The organism is Brevibacterium sp. UBA7493, from assembly GCF_002479565.1.
Lineage (GTDB): Bacteria > Actinomycetota > Actinomycetes > Actinomycetales > Brevibacteriaceae > Brevibacterium > Brevibacterium luteolum.
The window spans coordinates 51,986-70,682 of the sequence record NZ_DLOD01000003.1; the positions used below are offsets into that span (position 1 = coordinate 51,986).

19 protein-coding genes, 1 tRNA gene and 1 other RNA gene are annotated in these 18,697 nt (G+C 66.5%); 5 read left to right on the forward strand and 16 right to left on the reverse strand.

The genetic code is table 11. The features are described from left to right. Nucleotides 1-21: 21 nt before the first annotated feature. The 6 genes from B4E96_RS01590 to B4E96_RS01615 form a co-directional block, all read right to left on the reverse strand. The gene (locus B4E96_RS01590; RefSeq protein ID WP_286956431.1) at nucleotides 22-1,236 is read right to left on the reverse strand and encodes an aminopeptidase P family protein; all 1,215 of its coding nucleotides are present in this window, start codon (nucleotides 1,234-1,236) and stop codon (nucleotides 22-24) included. A gap of 161 nt (nucleotides 1,237-1,397) precedes the next feature. Further along, complete coding sequence (locus B4E96_RS01595; RefSeq protein WP_286956172.1) at nucleotides 1,398-2,795, reverse strand: MFS transporter; 1,398 nt, start codon at nucleotides 2,793-2,795, stop codon at nucleotides 1,398-1,400. A 223-nt stretch (nucleotides 2,796-3,018) separates the two neighbouring features. Further along, complete coding sequence (locus B4E96_RS01600) at nucleotides 3,019-3,810, reverse strand: ABC transporter permease (protein WP_165883022.1); 792 nt, start codon at nucleotides 3,808-3,810, stop codon at nucleotides 3,019-3,021. Nucleotides 3,811-3,834: 24 nt separating this feature from the next. Continuing rightward, entirely contained in the window at nucleotides 3,835-4,779 is a 945-nt protein-coding gene (locus B4E96_RS01605) for an ABC transporter ATP-binding protein (protein WP_286956174.1), read from the reverse strand. Beyond that, nucleotides 4,779-5,075 (reverse strand): transcriptional regulator, encoded by a 297-nt coding sequence (locus B4E96_RS01610; protein WP_191726325.1) that lies wholly within the window; start codon nucleotides 5,073-5,075, stop codon nucleotides 4,779-4,781. The genes B4E96_RS01605 and B4E96_RS01610 overlap by 1 nt, the downstream gene beginning before the upstream one ends. Then, nucleotides 5,072-5,734 (reverse strand): hypothetical protein, encoded by a 663-nt coding sequence (locus B4E96_RS01615; RefSeq protein ID WP_286956176.1) that lies wholly within the window; start codon nucleotides 5,732-5,734, stop codon nucleotides 5,072-5,074. The genes B4E96_RS01610 and B4E96_RS01615 overlap by 4 nt, the downstream gene beginning before the upstream one ends. A gap of 113 nt (nucleotides 5,735-5,847) precedes the next feature. Between B4E96_RS01615 and B4E96_RS01620 the strand changes: the two genes are divergently transcribed. Together B4E96_RS01620 and B4E96_RS01625 are read left to right on the forward strand one after the other, a co-directional pair. Then, entirely contained in the window at nucleotides 5,848-6,237 is a 390-nt protein-coding gene (locus B4E96_RS01620) for a DUF4870 domain-containing protein (protein WP_286956177.1), read from the forward strand. Nucleotides 6,238-6,289: 52 nt separating this feature from the next. After that, nucleotides 6,290-6,583 (forward strand): putative quinol monooxygenase, encoded by a 294-nt coding sequence (locus B4E96_RS01625; RefSeq protein ID WP_286956178.1) that lies wholly within the window; start codon nucleotides 6,290-6,292, stop codon nucleotides 6,581-6,583. 28 nt (nucleotides 6,584-6,611) lie between these two features. On the opposite strand, the gene B4E96_RS01630 is transcribed toward B4E96_RS01625, so the two are convergent. From B4E96_RS01630 to B4E96_RS01650, 5 genes are all read right to left on the reverse strand, one after another. Continuing rightward, nucleotides 6,612-7,700, reverse strand: a complete 1,089-nt coding sequence (locus B4E96_RS01630; protein ID WP_286956180.1) for a glycosyltransferase — start codon at nucleotides 7,698-7,700, stop codon at nucleotides 6,612-6,614. Nucleotides 7,701-7,998: 298 nt separating this feature from the next. Continuing rightward, nucleotides 7,999-8,406 carry a VOC family protein gene (locus tag B4E96_RS01635; protein WP_286956181.1) on the reverse strand — a complete coding sequence of 136 codons (408 nt, stop codon included), beginning with the start codon at nucleotides 8,404-8,406 and terminating at the stop codon, nucleotides 7,999-8,001. Nucleotides 8,407-8,410: 4 nt separating this feature from the next. Then, on the reverse strand, nucleotides 8,411-9,217 hold the full coding sequence (locus B4E96_RS01640) for a helix-turn-helix domain-containing protein (RefSeq protein ID WP_286956182.1): 807 nt from the start codon (nucleotides 9,215-9,217) through the stop codon (nucleotides 8,411-8,413). A gap of 274 nt (nucleotides 9,218-9,491) precedes the next feature. Beyond that, nucleotides 9,492-9,565, reverse strand: a tRNA-Val gene (locus B4E96_RS01645). A gap of 85 nt (nucleotides 9,566-9,650) precedes the next feature. Next, nucleotides 9,651-11,162: a fatty acyl-CoA synthetase gene (locus B4E96_RS01650; protein WP_286956183.1), complete on the reverse strand. Its 1,512-nt coding sequence runs from the start codon at nucleotides 11,160-11,162 to the stop codon at nucleotides 9,651-9,653. Between the two features lie 133 nt (nucleotides 11,163-11,295). On the opposite strand from B4E96_RS01650, the gene B4E96_RS01655 reads away from it, so the two are divergent. Then, nucleotides 11,296-12,150, forward strand: coding sequence for a Nif3-like dinuclear metal center hexameric protein (locus B4E96_RS01655; RefSeq protein ID WP_286956185.1), 855 nt, complete (start codon nucleotides 11,296-11,298; stop codon nucleotides 12,148-12,150). Nucleotide 12,151: 1 nt separating this feature from the next. Continuing rightward, the gene (locus B4E96_RS01660) at nucleotides 12,152-12,892 is read left to right on the forward strand and encodes a zinc ribbon domain-containing protein (RefSeq protein WP_286956187.1); all 741 of its coding nucleotides are present in this window, start codon (nucleotides 12,152-12,154) and stop codon (nucleotides 12,890-12,892) included. Nucleotides 12,893-12,909: 17 nt separating this feature from the next. Here B4E96_RS01660 and B4E96_RS01665 read toward each other — a convergent pair whose 3' ends face one another. Further along, nucleotides 12,910-13,671, reverse strand: a complete 762-nt coding sequence (locus tag B4E96_RS01665; protein WP_259833284.1) for a YaaA family protein — start codon at nucleotides 13,669-13,671, stop codon at nucleotides 12,910-12,912. Between the two features lie 109 nt (nucleotides 13,672-13,780). Here B4E96_RS01665 and rnpB point away from each other — a divergent pair. Continuing rightward, an RNA gene (gene rnpB / locus B4E96_RS01670) (RNase P RNA component class A) lies at nucleotides 13,781-14,146 on the forward strand. A 124-nt stretch (nucleotides 14,147-14,270) separates the two neighbouring features. Here rnpB and bioD read toward each other — a convergent pair. Genes bioD through bioB form a run of 4 tightly spaced genes read right to left on the reverse strand, consistent with a single transcriptional unit; the run spans nucleotide 14,271 to nucleotide 18,697 of the window. Then, nucleotides 14,271-15,008 (reverse strand): dethiobiotin synthase, encoded by a 738-nt coding sequence (gene bioD / locus B4E96_RS01675; protein WP_286956188.1) that lies wholly within the window; start codon nucleotides 15,006-15,008, stop codon nucleotides 14,271-14,273. Further along, nucleotides 15,005-16,156 (reverse strand): aminotransferase class I/II-fold pyridoxal phosphate-dependent enzyme, encoded by a 1,152-nt coding sequence (locus B4E96_RS01680; protein ID WP_286956189.1) that lies wholly within the window; start codon nucleotides 16,154-16,156, stop codon nucleotides 15,005-15,007. Before B4E96_RS01680 ends, bioD begins: the two co-directional genes overlap by 4 nt. Then, on the reverse strand, nucleotides 16,153-17,478 hold the full coding sequence (locus tag B4E96_RS01685) for an adenosylmethionine--8-amino-7-oxononanoate transaminase (protein WP_286956190.1): 1,326 nt from the start codon (nucleotides 17,476-17,478) through the stop codon (nucleotides 16,153-16,155). The genes B4E96_RS01680 and B4E96_RS01685 overlap by 4 nt, the downstream gene beginning before the upstream one ends. After that, complete coding sequence (gene bioB, locus B4E96_RS01690; protein WP_286956191.1) at nucleotides 17,471-18,697, reverse strand: biotin synthase BioB; 1,227 nt, start codon at nucleotides 18,695-18,697, stop codon at nucleotides 17,471-17,473. The genes B4E96_RS01685 and bioB overlap by 8 nt, the downstream gene beginning before the upstream one ends.

Here is an 18,697-nt window from a genome sequence, read left to right on the forward strand (position 1 = left end):
GGCGCGGCAGGTCACAGCTGGTCACAGAATGTTGTGCTCAGGTCCGAACGGGAACCCGGTGATGTTGCGGGCACCGTTCTCTTCGACGACGAGGATGTCGTGCTCGCGGTATCCGCCGGCACCCGGCTGGCCTTCGGGGATCGTAATCATCGGCTCCATGGAGACGACCATGCCCGGTTCGATGACGGTGCCGATGTCCTCGCGCAGCTCCAGGCCGGCCTCACGGCCGTAATAGTGGCTGAGCACCCCGAAGGAGTGCCCGTAGCCGAAGGTGCGGTTGGGCAGCAGCCCGGCGTCGGCGTAGATGAGGTTGAGCTCAGCGGCGATCTCCGAGCACACCGCGCCGGGGCGGATGAGCTCCAGACCGGCCTCATGCACCTCGACGTTCGTCTTCCACAGCTGCAGGCTGCGCTCATTCGGCTCGCCGAGGAACAGTGTGCGCTCGAGTGCCGTGTAGTAGCCCGAGCTCATCGGGAAGCAGTTGAGCGAGAGGATGTCGCCGTGCTCAAGCTTGCGGGTGGTCGCCCAGTTGTGCGCCCCGTCGGTGTTGATTCCGGACTGGAACCATACCCAGGTGTCGCGGATCTCGGAGTCGGGGAAGGTGCGGGCGATCTCGTGGACCATCGCCTCGGTGCCGATGAGGGCGACCTCGTATTCGCTGATGCCCTCCCGGATCGCCTCGCGCACGGCATATCCGCCGATGTCGGCGATCCGTGCGCCATGCGTGATGACCTCGATCTCCTCGGCTGACTTCACCATCCGCTGCCGCGTCGCCGCCGCACTGATGTCGACGAGCTCGGCATCCGGCAGCGCTGCTTGCAGCTTCGCGTGCTGGTCGAGGGTGAGGAAGTCGTACTCGACGCCGATCCGGCGGGTGCGGATGCTGCGCTGGCGCAGGGCTTCGGTGATGCCGAAGAAGTAGTTGTCCCGCCGCCAGTCGGTGTAGACGATGTTCTCTCCGTGGCTGCGCCGCCACGGCATCCCGGCGTCGATGTTCGCGGTCACCGACACCGAATCCTCTGGCGTGACGACGAGCGCATACGAGCGGCCGAAGGAGGTGAAGAGGAAGTCGGAGTAGTACTTGATCCCGTGATACGAGGTCAGCACGACGGCGTCGCAGTCCTGTTCGGCCATGATGTCGCGCAGCCCGCCGAGCCGGCGTTCGAACTCGGCAGGAGAGAAGGTCAGCGGCACCTTCTGGCCGTTGTGCATGATCTTCAGCCGTTCGGCCGCCATGGCCTCCGCCGCCGAGGCGGGGGTCGCCTGCGGCGGATCGGCTGGGTTGGGTGCCCCGGCCGTGGTGGGAGGAGTGGCCGTGTGGGGTGCGGTGAAGGACATGTGAGTCTCCTTTCGGGCAGGATCGGGTTGGGTGTGGACCAGTGGTGGTGCTGTGGTGGTCAGTCGTGTTCGAGCGGTTTGCGGAAGGTCTCCTTCGCCAGGGCCACTGCGATGAGGGAGACGAGCGCTGCGGCGACGAGGTACCAGGCCGGTGCGAGATCCGAGCCGCTGGCGGCGATGAGGAAGGTCGCCATGAACGGGGCGGTGCCGCCGAAGAGCGCATTCGACAGGTTGAAGCACACTGCGAAGCCGGAGTAACGCACGCGGGTCGGGAACTGCTCGGCAAGGAAGCTCGGCAGGGTGCCGTCGTTGAGGGTCAGCAGCGCACCGAGTGCCACCTGGACGCATATGATGAGCACGAAGATTCCGGTGTCGAGCACCATGAACAGCGGCACCGTCAGCAGCATGAACAGCACCGAGGCGGAGATGAGGACCTTTTTGCGGCCGAGCCGGTCGGACAGCAATCCGGTGAGCAGGATGAAGCCGATGTAGGTCAACAGTGCGACGGTAGTCGAGAGGTTCGACAGGGTCGGGCTGAGCTTGACAACCTCGGTGAGGTAGGTCGGCATGTAGCTCAGCAGCAGGTAGAAGCCCACGGCGTTGAGCAGCACGGCTCCGGAGGCGAGGATGAGCACCTTCCAGTGCTTCTTGAACAGGTCTCCGGCTGGTGCCTTGATCGCCTCGTCCTCAGCGGCCATCTCCTTGAACACCGGGGTGTCTTCGAGCTTCGTGCGGATGTAGCGGCCGATGAGGCCCATCGGGGCGGCGAGCAGGAACGGGATCCGCCAGCCCCAGTCGGAGAGCTGATCGGGGGAGAGCACGCCATAGAGGAGTGCGGCGATGAGTGAGCCCATGAGCAGTCCGGTCGCCGTCGAGGCCGGCACGATCGCGGCGTAGATCCCGCGGCGGTGGGGTGGGGCGTATTCGACGAGGAACGCCGAGGCTCCGGCATACTCACCGGAGGCGGAGAATCCCTGGACGACGCGCATGATGAGCAGCAGGACCGGCGCCCAGAACCCGATGGTCGCATATCCGGGGATGAGGGCGATGCAGAAGGTTGCCAGCGACATCAGCAGGATCGACCAGCTCAATGCCACGCGCCGGCCGACCCGGTCGCCGAGGTGACCCCAGAAGAACCCGCCGATCGGGCGGATGAGGAAGCTGATGGCGAAGAGTGCGAACGTCGAGAGCAGTGCCACCTGGCGGTCGCTTTCGGGGAAGAACACCACGGCGATGGTGGTGGCGAGGTAGCCGTAGACGGCGTAGTCGAACCATTCGACGAAGTTGCCGATGAAGCTCGCGGCGATCACCCGCCGCCGGGTGGCGCGATCGACGCCGTCGGGATGTGTGCGCCCTTGTCCGCTGAGCGTAGGCCCGTAGGCGCCCGAGGTGCTGCGCACCGGGTGCGGTCGCGTCCCTTCGGGCGCGGTCTCAGGGCTGGGGGCTTTCGGTTCCATGACCATGGCTTCCTCCCTTGGAAGCAGAGAACTCATGAGTTGCATAAAACGCAACGGTGTTGCATTCACAGTACGTGTGGCGCAGGTCACGGTCAAGGATCGATGGCGGGGAGTTCCCGCTTGGCGTGGTCAGCGGTGATTCTCCTGGTGAGCGCCACGACAGCGGTCCGGCATCGTCTCGGATGCCGGACCGTGCCGAGGGCAGGTGACTCAGGTGGGCGAGTCAGGAGAAGCGGCGGCCCTCATCGCGGCGGTGCGCCCACACGGCGGCGATGATGAGCGGGACGAGCCAGCCGAGCCACACGACGACATTGAGCATGTCGACCGAGCCCTCGCCGATGAGTGCGGTGACGGCATCGCGGCCGGGGCGGGCCGGGGTGAACTCGGAGATCGCGTTGAGCCAGCCGGGCATCGCCTGCACCGGCAGGATGAGACCGCCGACTGCGGCGAAGGGCAGGAAGGCGATCTGGGTGATCGCCACCGCAGCCTTCGGTGTGGCGAGGTAGCCGATGAGCAGCCCTCCGAAGAGGAACGGCAGCGCTGCCAGGATCCACGCCGGGATGAGCGCGGGCAGACGCCACCAGCCCAGCTCACCGGCGGCGAATGGCTCGAGGACCGGGGTGGCGGCCATCGCGACGATGAACAGCGGCACGACGGCGATGAGCACGACGATAACCGCCACCGCCACGCGGGCGGAGAAGAAAGGGCCTGGGCCGGCTGGCAGGGTGCGCAGGTAGTTCGACCATTCGGCCTTGCGTTCCTCGGCGATGCCGATGCCGTAGTTGAACAGGAACGTGCTCACCACGCCCATGAGCCCGAGCTGGGCGACACCGGCCAGGGCGACGGCTGCCTGCTGGTCGGCAGGGGTGCCGTCCATAAACGGCAGGAAGAAGATCGCGAAGACCATGACGGGGAAGACGGCTGCGGAGATGACGACGACGGGCACGCGCAGGGTGTCGCGGGTGCGGTAGATGAGATGCGGGAGGTATAGAGCCGGGGCGGCGGTGGTGGACATGGCTGCTCCTGTCGGTGCTGTCGGTCAGTGACGTGCTGTGTGGGCGGCGACGGCCTCTTCGAGGCTGGCCCCGCGCACTTCGAGATCGGTGAATGGCAGGCCCTCGGCGATGAGGGCGCGGATGAAGGCATCGGAATCGCTGCAGGTGATGACCTGCCGGGCACCCTCACCGGGCTGGATGCCCGTGACACCGGGCAGCGCGGTGATGGCTGCCTCGGAGCCGTCGGGAAGGGTGACGGTGACGCGGCGCAGGTCGACGGCGGTGCGGACGCGATCGAGCTGGTCGTCGACGATGATCTGCCCATCAGCGAGCATGACGACCCGGTCTGCGAGACGCTCGATCTCATCGAAGTGGTGGCTGGTGACAAGCAGGGTGCCACCGGCTGCGCTGAACGCCTGGATGCGCTGCCACACCTGCTGGCGGGATTCGGCGTCGAGACCGGTCGAGGGCTCATCGAGGACGAGCATGTCGGGATTGCCGACGAGCGCGACGGCTAGCATGACGCGGCGCTTCTGCCCGCCGGAGAGCCCGCCGCACTGCTTGCCGGCCAGTGCGGTGAGGTCGAGATCGTCGAGCAGCTCACTCGTCGACAGCGGGTTCGGGTAGTGCGCGGCGACGAAGTCGAGGACCTCGCGGACCTTGAGCACCTCCGGCAGGGAGGTCGCCTGCGGGGTCACGCCCATCGTGCGCCGCGCCTCGGGTGTGCGCGGGTTGGCCCCGAAGATCGCCACGCTGCCGGCATCAGGCGTCCGCTCACCGGTGATGAGCGAGAGCAGCGTGGACTTGCCCGCGCCGTTGGGCCCGAGGATCCCAACGGCCTCACCGGGGGTGATGCGCAGGTTCATGCGCGAGAGCACGGTGGTGGTGCTGAAGGACTTGGCGACGTTGTCGACGGTGACAGCGGCCGTGCCCGAGGCGGTGGGCGCGTTTGTGCGCTGCGGTTGGCTGAGGGTGGGGGTCGGTGACATCAGGGGTTTCCTTCCAGGATGGTGCGCAGATTGGTCAGATAAGTCTCATAGGCCGCACGGCCGGTGGCGGTGAGTGAGAGATAGGTGGCCGGTGTGCGGCCTTCGATGGTCTTGGTCTGGGTGAGGTAGCCGGCTTCTTCGAGCTTGCGCAGGTGGGTTGAGAGATTCCCGGCGGTCATCGACAGGTCCTTGCGCAGGCGGGTGAACAGCACCTCGTCGCCGGCCGGCAGCCCGGCCAGGGCGGCCATGATGCGCAGGCGCGAATCAGCATGGATGACCGGATCCAGTGCCGTCATGACCGGCCTGCTTCCCGTCCGGTGCGCGCGAGGGCGATGATGCTGACGACGAGTCCTGCCAGGGCCGCTGCGGCGAAGACGAGCGTGAAGAGCTCCGGGCCGACCAGCAGGCTGATGATGAGGGCCACGATCGCCCCGATGCCGAATCCGAACATCATCCGGTCGGAGAAGATGACGCCGCCCATGACGATCATGATGCCGACGCCGAAGACGGCGGCCGAGTTGGCCAGCCAGCCGATGACCTGCGGGTCCTGCAGGTAGGTGCCCAGCTGCATGCTCACCATGATCATGACGGTGACGACGAGCGCCCAGGTGACGCCGTAGAGCGTGCCCTGCCGGGCGGCGGGACCCCGGCGGCCGGAGGCGGCGCGCACATTGATGATGCTTGTGGCGATGAGGGCTGCCGTCATGCCGGCGGCGAAGATGATGCCGGCGATGGCTGCGGGCATGAGCCCGAAGACGTAGGCGGCCGCCATGGCGCTGTACCCGACGAACCAGATGGCCGACCACAGCAGTGAGGTGATGATCCCGGCCCGCTGTTCGCGACGACTGATTGTGCGCTGCCCGGAGGTGGCGATCTCCAGAGCGCGACGCGGATTGAGAGCTGGTGTGCCCTCGGCATCGTGCGGTTCGGGGTTCTGCTGCGGAATCTGGTTCATGCAAACAAGTTTGTAACGCAAACTAGTTTGTGTCAACCCTCTGGTTGGCCGCCGTGGGCACGCGGAGGAAGACCGCATGGTGGCGCCCAGCTGAGCAGGGGAGAATGGAGGACATGAACGAGACATACGCCCCGCACCAGACCAGCCATCAGTCCACCGACCGCACCTGGGCGATTCTGTGCCACCTCTCGCTCATCATCTCCGCGGTGCTGAGCCTCGGAATGCTGGCCTTCGTCGGCCCGCTCATCTTCTGGTTCATCTACAAGGACAGGAGCGACCTTGTCCGCAATGCGGCCGCCGGCTCCTTCAACTTCGCCGTCACCCTTGCCCTGGCCTCGATGGTCGCCTCGATCCTCGCCTTCACCGTCATCCTGCTGCCGGCAGCCTGGATCATCTGGGCAGTCATCTACATCGTCAGCATCGTCATCCCGATCATCGCGGCGTTGGCTGCCTCCCGCTACCAGAAGTACCGCTACCCGCTGACCCTTCCGCTGCTGCGGTGACCGATGGCCATGTGACAGTCTTGATCACACACGCCGCGGAACGGAGGAACTGATGTCAGAGGTTCGCCTGACAGGACAGCTGATCTGCACTGACGCCCACGAACTGGCGGTCGTAGAAGAATACCTGCCGGATCACATCGCGCGGACCCGCGCCGAACCCGGATGCCTTGCCTTCTCCGTTGACCAGACGCGTGAGCCTCTCATCTGGCAGGTGTCCGAGCGCTTCGCCGATCCAGCTGCATTCGCAACCCATCAGGAGCGCGTGGCATCCAGCGAATGGGGACAGGCGACCGCAGGAATCGAGCGTCGCTACAGCGTCGACGGCATGCCTGCGACCGACAGCTGAGAACTGCTGCAGCGCCGACGGACTGCGACTACTCTGCGGTGAGGCGGGCGATATGGTCGGCCGCCACAGCAGCACCGGGTCGGAGCGCGCGCAGCCGCCGCCCATGAGATGCAGCGTTCTCGCGCACAGTGCTGTCGGTCAGCAGCGAGGTGACCGCGGCCGCCAGTCTGCGCGGACGCGCCGAAGGCCGCACGCGCATTCCCAGTCCGCGTTCTCGCAGCACATCACCGATGCCGGCTTCATCCGAGACCGGGTTGACCGGCATCACAAGAACCGGGATGCCATGGGCGAGCGCCTTGAGTGTCGTCGAATGTCCGCCATGCCCGATGAGCAGATCCATCTGCGGCATCAGCGCGGCATGATCGACCCAGCCGCGCACCTCGACATTGTCGGCCCCGTCGAGTTCATTGCTGAATGATGCACCGCCGGTGGTGACGATGGCGTCGACGGGCAGGTGGGAGAGCGCTTCGATGACGCGCCGGTAGATCGGCTTCATGCCTGGCCAGTCGGTTGTCGACAGTGACACGAGGACGCGAGGACGGTGACCGGGTAGGCCCCGGGTCGGAGGGGATGCCTGTTCGGTCGATCCAGTCCAGGTGCAGTGGCGCAGCACCGGGTTGCGGCTGCCGGGGTCGAGTTCGGCATCGGTGAGCATGAGCCGCGCCGCGGCCTGGTCCCAGTTCCTGCTCAGGCTCACGCCGAACAGGTCGAGACCCTCAGCGGTGAAGGGGTGGTACAGGCGTGACCAGTATTTTCCGAAGGTGTGGGCGAGCACCACTACCGGAATGCTGGAGACGAGGGCGGCGCGCAGCGGAGTGAGCAGCAGGCAGTCAACGGCGATGACATCCGGCTGGCTGGCAGCGATGATGGCGGCAGCGTCTTCGCGTGCATACGGGCTGGCAGTGATCCTGACGATCGACGCAATGCGGGCGATGCCCATCCCTGACACGGGTCCGGCTGTGATGCCTGCTGCAAAGTGCGGCTGGGGGAATCCGGATTCACCAGCTGCCAGGCCTGCGACCTCGATATCCCAGCCCCTGGCGGCAAGCTCCTCAGCGACCGCGAGGATCGGCGGCACATTGCCCCCGAGGTCGGCGGTGAAGAAGAGTGCCTTCACTGCCACATCCTCTCGGCATCGGGTTCGGTGGGCGGTTCCGGAACGAAATCACGGATGGTTCTCAAACCCACGTTACTGCAACAGTGCTGGTCACCCCGGCGGCGGGCGAGTTCTCCACGAGTGGGCAGAACGACGCCGCATCGCTGACAGGTCTACGGAAAGTGTCCGCTGATGAGACATACGGAACGATGACGCGAGAGACCAATGTCGAAGCAAAAGAGATCTCGGGACATCGAGTGAACGATGTCCCGAGATTCTAAGAAGTGGGCCCAGATGTGTCCCGAGTCAAGACATGTTCTCACTCGCCCGGGTACGAGCCAACAGACCAGTGATTGCCTTCTGGATCTGCGACGGTGGCGACACGTCCGCCGTAGGGCTGGTCGGCGGGGTCTTCGATGGTCGTGGCGCCGTTTGCCATCGCCTTCTCGTAGGTTGCGTCGACGTCAGCGTCTGCCGGGACCACGAGATAGCAGCGGGCCTGGCCGGCCGTGTCTGGGATCCTGTGAGGGCCTGGTTGCCGGGCGGAGCCAAGCATGATCCCGCCCGAATCGTGCCAGCGCAGTTCGGCATGCTCAACCCGGCTGGGGTCTGCTTCGCTGCGGACAACGAGGACCTGCTCGAACCCGAGCGCGGCGAGGAACGCTAGACCTTTGTCGGCATCGGCGTAGGTGAGGCAGTGAAACAGCTGGGGCTTGGTTGTCGTCATGTGTTCAATCATGGTCGGCGATCAGTGCCAGGTCTTGAAGATTTGGGAAGTCTTCAGTTCGAGCTTTGGGACTGCCTCCGACGAATCTCTTCCATTCCCGCGAGAGGTGCGACTGATCTGCATACCCGCAGCTGCTGGCCGCCTCGGTCAGGGACGCTCCTGATGCGACAAGGCGCTGGGCGTTCTCGAAGCGGGCCAGACGGTTGATCTCTTTGGGCGTCAGGCCAAACTCTGCGCGGACGCGATTTCTCAGGTGGCGCCGCGAGTACCCAACTTCCGCGGCCACCTCGGCGACCGGAAGACCACTCCCAAGGAGACGCCACGCCGCCGTCACCGTGGGGTCGCCAGCCCACCGATTCAGTCGGGTCAACAGCATGGCTTCCGCGGCGGCGAGGCGGTCTGTCCACGAGGTGCGACTGGCGATGGCTTCATGCTCGTCGCAGGTCAGCCCTCGCGGCAGGTCATCCATATCGACGGTGTGTGTTGCCACAGAGCCGATCGGTGCGCCGAAGAGTGCTCGGCATTCAATCGGTGTGACAGCCAGATGAATACCTCGTTGGAGACCGTGCGTGTGAATCAGCGCAGGACGCAGATGGAGACCGGAGATCGAGCACCAGCGCGCCGTGGATCGGTTGGGTTCGTGAAGCCACCCCACATCGAGAGGCTCCTCCACCGCGATGATCACCGTGGCGGCCGTGCTGGGCACTCCCACGTGGACGGCGTCGACCGGCAGCACAATGTCGTAGGCCACCATGGGCTCAGCCAGGCAGCTCTGAAGTGCGGGATGAACCGGCCGTGTCACAGTCTCCATCTCCCAAGCCTAGCTGTGAGACCACGCGCTCATGTCCTGTAGAGCTGGCGCCTGGGCCCAGGGAGAGGTTGACGGCTGGCCGTCATGGTGAGTGCAGATGTGGTCGCCGAGGTGGATGAGCCAGTTGACCGAGGCGGTGCCGGCGCTGGTGAGGATGGCGGTGAAGCGTCCTGCGTGTCGTTCCTCGATGGCGGGTAGCCTGGGACATCAGCGCCAAAACGAGAAGAAGTCTTGGGGCATCGAGTGGACGATGTCCCGAGACTTGAAGAAAAAGTGGGCCCAGAGGGACTCGAACCCCCGACCCTCTCGGTGTAAACGAGATGCTCTAGCCAACTGAGCTATAGGCCCCCAGGCGGAATCGTCTCCGGCCGGACAACAGTATGCCATACGAGCAGGCCGGGGCGCGCTTTCCCACACGCCCCAGCCTCAATGCTCAGCGGTCGCGCAGTTCGCGCTTGAGGATCTTGCCCGAGGTGTTCTTCGGCAGCTCCTCGACGAAGTGAACGGCCTTGGGCACCTTGAACGGAGCCAGGCGCTCCTTGACGTGGTCGATGACCGCGTCCTCGGTGATCTCACCCTTCGGCACAACGAACGCGGTGATCGCCTCGATCCACTTGTCATCGGGCATGCCGACGACTGCCACCTCGCCGACGGCGTCGAGTTCGAAGATCGCGTCCTCCACCTGGCGGGAGGCCACGAGCACACCACCGGTGTTGATGACGTCCTTGACGCGGTCAACGACCTCGATGAAGCCCTGCTCATCTGCGACGACGAGGTCACCGGAGTGGAACCAGCCATCCCGCAGCGCCTCCTCGGTCGCCTCGGGCTTGTTCCAGTACTCGCGCATGAGCTGCGGGGAGCGGTAGACAATCTCGCCCTGCTCACCGGGTCCGACCTCCTGGCCCATCGGGTCGACGACGCGGGCGTCGACGAACAGCACCGGGCGGCCTGCCGATCCGGGATGATCGTCGTGCTCCTCCGGTCGCAGCACCGTGCACAGTGGACCGAGCTCAGACTGGCCGAAGCAGTTGTAGAAGCCGAGCTCCGGGAGGTGATCGCGCAGTTTCTTCAGCACCGGGCCGGGCATGATCGATGCACCGTAGTAGGCGCGCTTGAGGCTGGAGAGATCGCGTTCGAAGAACGCCGGGGTGTTCGCCAGCGCCACCCACACCGTGGGTGCGGCGAAGAATGAGGTGATCCGCTCCGAGGCGAACAGCTCGATGAGCTCAGCCGGGACGGGAGCGGGCACGATGATGTTGTACGAGCCCTTGAGCAGGCTCGGCAGCAGGAACACGTGCATCTGCGCCGAATGGTACATCGGCAGTGCGTGGACCTGCCGGTCCTCAGCAGAGAAGTCGAGGACATCAAGGCAGCTGAGGTACTCGTGCATGAGCGACCGGTGCGTCATCACTGCGCCCTTGGGCGCCGAGGTGGTGCCCGAGGTGTAGAGCAGCTGGACGGCGTCGGTGTCGATGACATCGAACTCGCCCTCGCCGACCGGTGTGACATCTGTGGCAGTGGCGACCGGCACGAGGTCGTCCATCGTCAGGCGCTGGGCGGCTTGGCCGGCCTCGGTGTTCTCGACATGCTCCATAAGGTCGGCATCGGCGATGACGACGCCGGCGCCGGAGTCGGTGAGGATGTACTGGAGCTCTGCCTCCTTGAGCTGGTAGTTCACCGGCACGTGGATGAGGCCGGCGCGCGCGGCGGCGAGGAACACGATGAGGTACAGGTCGGAGTTCTTGCCGTAGGCGGCGACGCGCTCACCCTTGGACAGGCCGAGTGAGACCAGATGCCGGGCCACGGCGGTGATGGCGACATCGAGCTGCGGGTAGGTCCAGGTGCGGTCGGCGAAGACGACGCCGACCCGGTCGGTGTTCCGGCGTGCAGACCGGGCCACCGCATCGGAGATGGTGCTGGCATTCAGGGCAGTGATGTGATTCATACCATCGATTATGCGCTAGGGCTTGAAGTGCTCTGCACGGGGGTCTCATCTTGTGCCAGACCGCCAGCGGCTAGCACGGACAGGCTCATCATGGCGAATGTTCTCAGCAGCTGAAATGTATTACGGTATCCGCATGGGCTCACCTCGCGTTTCGGACATCGTCAGCATCTGCGACTCGCTGTGGCCTCCGGCCTACGCAGAGCCCTGGGACAGCGTCGGACTCGCTGTCGGCGACCCGTCTGCTGAGGTCTCCCACATCCACCTCGCACTCGACCCGATGGATGCCGTCATCGCCGAGGCGAAAGACCTGGGAGCCGACTTCCTCTTCACCCATCACCCGCTGCTGTTGCGCGGGATCACCTCCGTGGCAGCCGACACTCTCAAGGGCGGGGCCATCACGGAACTCATCCGCTCCGGCATCGCCCAGTACAACGCCCACACCAACGCCGACTCCGCCATCGGCGGGGTCTCCGACGTTCTGGCCGAGGCGATCGAACTGACCGAGCGCACCCCGCTCGTCCAGCACAGCGACGCCCCTGCCGGAGTGGGACTCGGCAGGGTCGGAACCCTGCCCGCTCGGGTGAGCGTGCGCGAACTCGCCGCCCGCCTGGCCAAGGAGGCACCGGCAACCGCCACCGGCATCCGCATCGCCGGCGACCCCGAGGTTCAGGTCGAGCGGGTGGCAGTGCTCGGGGGAGCAGGGGACTCACTCTTCGACGAGGTCCGCGCCACCGACGCCGAGGTCTACATCACCTCCGATCTGCGCCATCACCCGGCCACCGAAGCCCGGGACACCGCCCACCGGCGCGCCGCAGGCACCCCGCATCTCATCGACATCTCCCATTGGGCAGCCGAATCCATGTGGATGGCCAGAGCCGCCGAACAGCTGCGCGAACAGCTGAGCGCAGGCGGCATGGACGTGACGGTCACAGTCTCGGAGATCTCGACCGACCCGTGGACGGAGCGCATCGGACAGGCAGGTGAATGACATGACAGCCAACACCACAACACTGAGCACAGGCGAGCAGCAGGCGCTGAACGACTGGATCGAAACGGCAGCCGCATCACGCAAGACCGAGCACGAGGCCAAACAGACTGAGCTCATCGCCCGTGTGCGGCAGCTCGCCGGCGAACATCAGGCGACTGCCGCGATGCTCAAGGAGCTCGAAGCCACACTGGCCGGGTATCGCAAACAGGCCGCTGAGATCGATGCCGATGTCGAAGCCCGCAGCACCCGCATCGAGCAGATGCGCGATGCCCTCAACTCCGGTGAAGGCCTGACCAGCCGTGACCTCGTGGCGCTGCAGTCCGATATCGACACCGCGATTGCAGCCAAGGGTGAGCGCGAGAACGACCAGCTCGAGGTCATGGGCGAGATCGACGACCTCACCGAGCGCATCAGCACCGTCACCGAGGACCTCAATCAGATCGCCGCCACCGGCAAGCAGCTGCAGGCCGAACGCGCCGAACGCGCCGCCGAACTGCAGTCCCGCAGCGAAGAGCTCGCCGCCAAACGCCAGCAGATCGCCTCCCAGCTGCCCGGTCCGATCAGCAGCCGGCTGGTGCAGGCATTCGCCGCCGGTCAGCCGACGGCCGCGCATGTCAGCGCCGGCTCCTGCGGTTCATGCGGCTCGCAGATCAGCGCGATGACCCTCGACCGACTCGGCGCCTCGGGATCCGGAGCAACCGCCGACTGCGATGAGTGCGGCGCTCTGCTGCTGCACGCTTGACCTGCACGTGAGTGTTCTCAGCCGGGCAGAACGATCGTCAGCTCGGCAGGCTTGCGCTTCGTGGCAGGGGTCAGCTCCGCCTCATAGTGCTTGCGCGCAGCCTTGAGCAGCGCCTCAGGAGTCTCCGGCAGGCCCGCCCTGCTGCGCAGCAGATGACCGGCGAGCTCCCCGCGCGTGAGCTTGGCGTTGTGGGAGACGACCGAGCGCTTGCCGTTCTTCTCCGTCACTGCGGAAACGGTCACGACCTGATCGACCGGCCCCGGCCAGGACTTGCGGTACTCCGTCGAGCGGCAGTCGAGGATGAGCTGACCGGCGAACTCCTCATCGAGGACCGGTGAGAGGCGCTTCTTCCACCATGTGGCGAGCACCCCATGCGCGGCGAGATTCGTCTTCATCGACAGCCGGTAGGCAGGAATCGGATCACCGGCTGCCAGGAGCCCGAACAGCGCTGAGGATACATAGACCTGCGAGAGACGTTCGCGAGCCTTGCCGCGCATACTCCCCGCATCGAGGGCGGCATACAGGACCCCGGTGTAAGTCTCCAGCGCAGGAGCACAGGGGATCTCCGTCAGGTGCGTATTGCGCTCGACATCGTCCTGGAGGGAGAGCCCCACACCGAGCTGCTCGCAGGCATCGGGCTCAGCTGAGACCTCGGCGAGTGATTCGAGAACCTCGATGCGGGCACCGGTGAGCTCCGGGAAGCTCAGCTCATCGAAATCAAGCACCGGACCCGAGGCGGCAAGCGTCTTGCCCTCAGAGGGCGGCAGCAGAACAATCACGCCAGCCATCGTAGCCATCTCCAGACCCCAACCTGCGTTCAGGTGCAGGTGAGGATGCGCACATCCGGTGCCTGTCGCCTCGGGCGCGGGCGTACACTGGAGGCCGAGGTCAGGTCGCCGGACGGTCGCGGCAGCAGATGCTGACGAGGAACGTCCGGGCTCCACAGAGCACGGCGGTGGGTAACGCCCACCCGGGGCAACTCGCGGGACAGTGCCACAGAAAGCAGACCGCCGGCCATCGGCCGGTAAGGGTGAAAGGGTGGTGTAAGAGACCACCGGGTGCCAGGTGACTGGGATCGCACGGTAAACCCCGCCGGGAGCAAGATCGCACAGACAGCGCCTGACGGCTGCTCGCTGAAGCTGTCGGGTGGATCGCTTGAGGGCACCGGCAACGGTGCTCCTAGACAGATGACCGTCACGCAGACCGGGGCGACCCGCCTGCGGACAGAACCCGGCGTACAGGCGGCCTGACCTCCCCGTCTTTGCAGTCCTTTATACATTTGATAGTTCGGCCAGGCGGCCAATGAGAAGGCACTCGAGGATGCCAACCAGGATCTCAGCCGGGTGCTGCAGGAGTGGCACGAGCACTCATGAACAGGTCAGTCCGGCAGGCGCAGCCAGGCAGGTGCCTGGGCCTGGAAATCACCGGCACCGAGGCGGTGGCCGGCTCCGGCTGGCAGGGCACCGAGCAGCGGGGCGATGGTCGTGAGCGCCTCGCGGTTGTCGATATCGACCGGCAGGGCAGGATCAGGCCACGAGCCGATGACGATGCCAGTGACGTCCACGCCGCGGTGGGCCAGCGCTTCGGCGGTCAGTGCGGTGTGATTCAGTGTGCCCAGCCGTGAGCGGGCGACGATGACGGCACCGACCGGTTCACAGGATTCGGCTGCCAGGGTGCGAGCGAGATCGGCTGCCGTGTGCCCGCCGAAGTCGACGAGCACCCCGCCGGCGCCTTCGATGAGGACATGGTCGGCGCTGGTCTGCGCAGCCAGCTCGCGGATGTACTCAGCGTGCTCACCGGCTGTCGGCAGGCTGGCGCCTTCGGCACGGGCGGCCGGGACTGGTGCCATCGGCAGGCGCAGGGTGGTGTGTGTGTACGTCTCGATGCCGGCCAGCCGGGCGATGATCTGCGCATCGGATTCGGTTACGACGTCGGAGTACTGTGCCTCCAGTTCGGTGCGCTCGGGGTCATCGGGGCTGATGTGCCCGGTCTGCACGGGCTTGACCATGATGACCCGTCGCCCGGCCGCTGAGAGCGCTGCCGCCAGGGCGGCGGTCGCGATCGTCTTGCCGACACCGGTGTCGGTGCCGGTGACAAGCAGGTACCGGGGGATCATGACCCGGTCACCTGAGCGCCGGCGACCAGGGATGCGCAGGCATCGGTGATCGCACGGATGCGGGTGCAGGCGCGTTCGAGTTCGGCGCTGCTGAGGCCGGCGCGGGCGGTCGGCCGCACCCGGGTGATGCCATCGGGGACCGACGGCGGGCGGAAGCAGCCGACGAGGATGCCCTCCTCGCGCAGCAGTGCGCGGGCTCGCACTCCGGATTCGGGGCTGGGCATCGGCACCGAGAGCACCGCACCGGCCGGGACCGGCACCTCGAGCGCGGCCGCCAGCTGAGCGCGGGCAGACGCCATGTCAGCGACCCGTTCTGGGGTGATGAGGTCGAGTGCGGCACGGGCGGCAGCGGCATTGGCCGGTGCCAGGCCGGTGTCGAAGATGAACGAGCGGGCGGTGTTGATCGCCGCGTCGCGGATGAGCTCGCTGCCCAGCAGCGCACCGCCCTGCGAGCCGAGAGCTTTGGACAAGGTGGCGGTGACGACGAGCCGGTCGCGGTGGGCTGAGAGCTGGGCGGTTGCACCAAAGCCGGTGTGCTCACCGGTGCCGGCGACCCCGAGGCCGTGAGCTTCGTCGACGAGGAGCATCGCGTCGTAGCGGGCGCACAGATCGAGCAGTGCGTCCAGATCTGCGGCATCACCGAGGACGGAGTAGACCGATTCGACGATGACGAGTGCCTCGGGCTGGCGGCGTTCGGCCAGTGCGGCCTCGACGGCTGCCGTGTCGTTGTGGGCGACGATCTGCACCGGTGCCTTCGTCAGCCGGCACGCATCGATGAGCGAGGCGTGGTTGTGGGCGTCGGAGACGATGAGCGTATCCGGCCCAGCCAGTGTGGCCACCGCAGCGAGATTGGCCATATACCCGCTGGAGAAGGTGACGCAGGCCGGGTGGAGCAGACGCTCGGCCAGGCCGGCTTCGAGCGCGTGATGGGCTCGCGTCGTGCCGGTGACGAGCCGGGAGGCACGTGCCGAGGTGCCGAACTGCTCGATCGCCTCGATGGCCGCCGCACGCACCTGCGGGTGCTGGGACAGGCTGAGGTAATCGTTCGAGGCGAGGTCGAGGCCGGTGAGCACCGGATCAGTGCGGTGCATATCAGCAGCCTGCCGTCGCTCACCGGCAGCCGCGAGCCGGGCGGCGACGGCGTTCACGACTCCGTCTCCTCGGTGTGGGCAGCCGCTGCGGCGACCATCGCCAGGGTGATCGTGGCGATCGTCTCCGGTGTGGAAATGTAGGGGGGCATCGTGTAGATGTGCTGGCGGAACGGCCGCAACCACACGCCGTGCCTGGCCGCGATGCGGGTGGTGAGGCCGACGTCGACGGGCCGGTCGAGTTCGATGACGCCGATCCCGCCGGTCACCCTGGCCTCATGGACGCCCGGCAGCTGCCGGGCAGGGGAGAGGCCTGCCTCCAAGGCCGGGGAGATGCGCTCGATCGCCGGCTGCCAGCCGCTCATCTCATCGCCGAAAAGCAGCCCAAGCGAGGCTGACGCCGCAGCACAGGCCAGCGGATTGGCCATGAAGGTCGGGCCGTGCATGAGCGCTCGGTATGACGACTGCGTGATGACCTCAGCGACCGGGCCGCGGCACAGGAGTGCGGCCATGGTGAGGTATCCACCGGTCAGGGCCTTGCCCAGGCACATGACATCCGGAACGATGCCGGCAGTCTCACAGGCGAAGGCGGTGCCGGTGCGCCCGAAACCGGTGGCGATCTCATCAGCGATGAGCACCGCATCGATCTCATCGGCCAGCCGGCGCAGCGCCTGCAGTGCCGCCGGATGGTACGGCCGCATGCCACCGGCCCCCTGGAACAGGGGTTCGACGATGATGCCGGCCAGATCCTCAGCATGGGCGTCGACGAGGTTCTCTGCCTGGGTAACCCACGCCTCCACCTCGGCGGCGGGCACCTCCGGCAGCGGCGGCCGGGGCAGGAAGACGTTCTCAGCCAGAAGCGCCGCGAAATCGGCGTGCATGCCGCCGACCGGGTCGCACACGCTCATCGCCCCGGTAGTATCGCCGTGATAGGCGCCTTCGAGGGCGAGGAACGTGCCGCGCTGCCGCCGGCGCGCCCGTTGGTACTGGATCGCGAGCTTGAGCGCGACCTCGACAGAGACCGAACCGGAATCGGCGAGGAACACGTGATCGAGCCCGGCAGGAGTGACGTCGACGAGCCGTTCGGCAAGCTCGACGGCAGGATCGTGGGTCAGCCCACCGAACATGACGTGGGAGAACGACCCGATCTGCGCGGTGAGCGCGGCGTCCATGACCGGGTGGCGGTAGCCGTGAACGACCGACCACCACGAGCTCATGCCGTCGAGCAGCCGGTGGCTGGTGCCAGCGGCGTCGATCAGGTCGACGTACGGGCCCGAGGCACCGGTGACCGAGAAGTGCGCACCGGCATCGAGTGGCCCATACGGGTGCCACAGCAGGCCGGTGTCGCGCTTCAGAGTCGAGGCTTGGTGCTGGTCAGGCATTGGGGGCGAGCTCCGTGCCGGCACCGCGGCGGCGGATCGTCGGGATCTGCACACCGGTCGAACCCGCCTCGTGGCCGGCGGGCGGCAGCGGCTTGCCGCACGGCAGGGTGCTCGCGGTAGCCGCCGGGCTTGCCGCCGAGGCGGTGTCCTCGGAGGCGCCGGTGCCGCTGGCACTGGTGTCGAAGGCGGCCTGGTGGGCGGCGCGGTGGGCCTTGAGCTCATCGCGCAGCTGGGCGGTGTTCTTCGCACCGACGATCTCGAAGCCGCCGTCGACGATCATGTCGAGATCGTCTTCTGCGGCTTGGCCCTCGGAGGTGAGGTAATCACCGAGGAACAGCGAGTTGGCCACATGCAGCGACAGCGGCTGCAGCGAGCGCAGGTGCATCTCTCGGCCACCGGCGATGCGCAGCTCGCGGTCCGGGCACATGAACCGCACCGCGCACAGGATGCGCATGCAGTGCTGCGGGGTCAGCGTGTTCGTGCCCTCCAGCGGAGTGCCGTCGAAGGGGATGAGGAAGTTGACCGGAATCGAATCAGAGTCGACGGCCTTGAGCGATTCGATCGTCTCGATAATCTGGGCGTTCGTCTCGCCCATGCCGACGATGAGGCCCGAGCACGGCGACATACCGGCTTCGCGGGCCTTGTCGACGGTGTCGACGCGGTCGGCGAAGGTGTGCGTCGAGCAGATTTCGGCGTAGTGGGACTCGGCGGTGTTGAGGTTGTGGTTGTAGGCGTCGACTCCGGCGTCCTTGAGGCGCTTGGCCTGGCCGTCCTTGAGGAAGCCGAGGCAGGCGCACACCTCGACGCCGGGATTGGCGGACTTGATGTCCTCGACCATGCCGGAGACGCGCTCGACATCGCGGTTCGACGGGCCGCGGCCGGAGGCCACCAGGCACACGCGCGAGGCGCCGCCGGCCAGGCCGAACTCCGCCTGCCGGCGGGCTTCGTCACCGGGCAGCCACGAGTACTTGAGGATTTCGGCCTCGGAGCCAAGGCGCTGCGAGCAGTAGCCGCAGTCCTCCGGGCACAGGCCGGACTTGAGGTTGACGAGATAGTTGACCTTCACCCGGCTGCCGAAGTGCTCCCGGCGCAGGCGGGAGGCGGCGGCGACGAGGTCGAGGAGCTCCTCATCGGAGCTGGAGAGGATGGCGTGGGCGTCGTCAGCGGTGGCCGGGGTGCCAGCGAGGACGCGATCGGCGAGCGAAGAGTAGCTGAACAT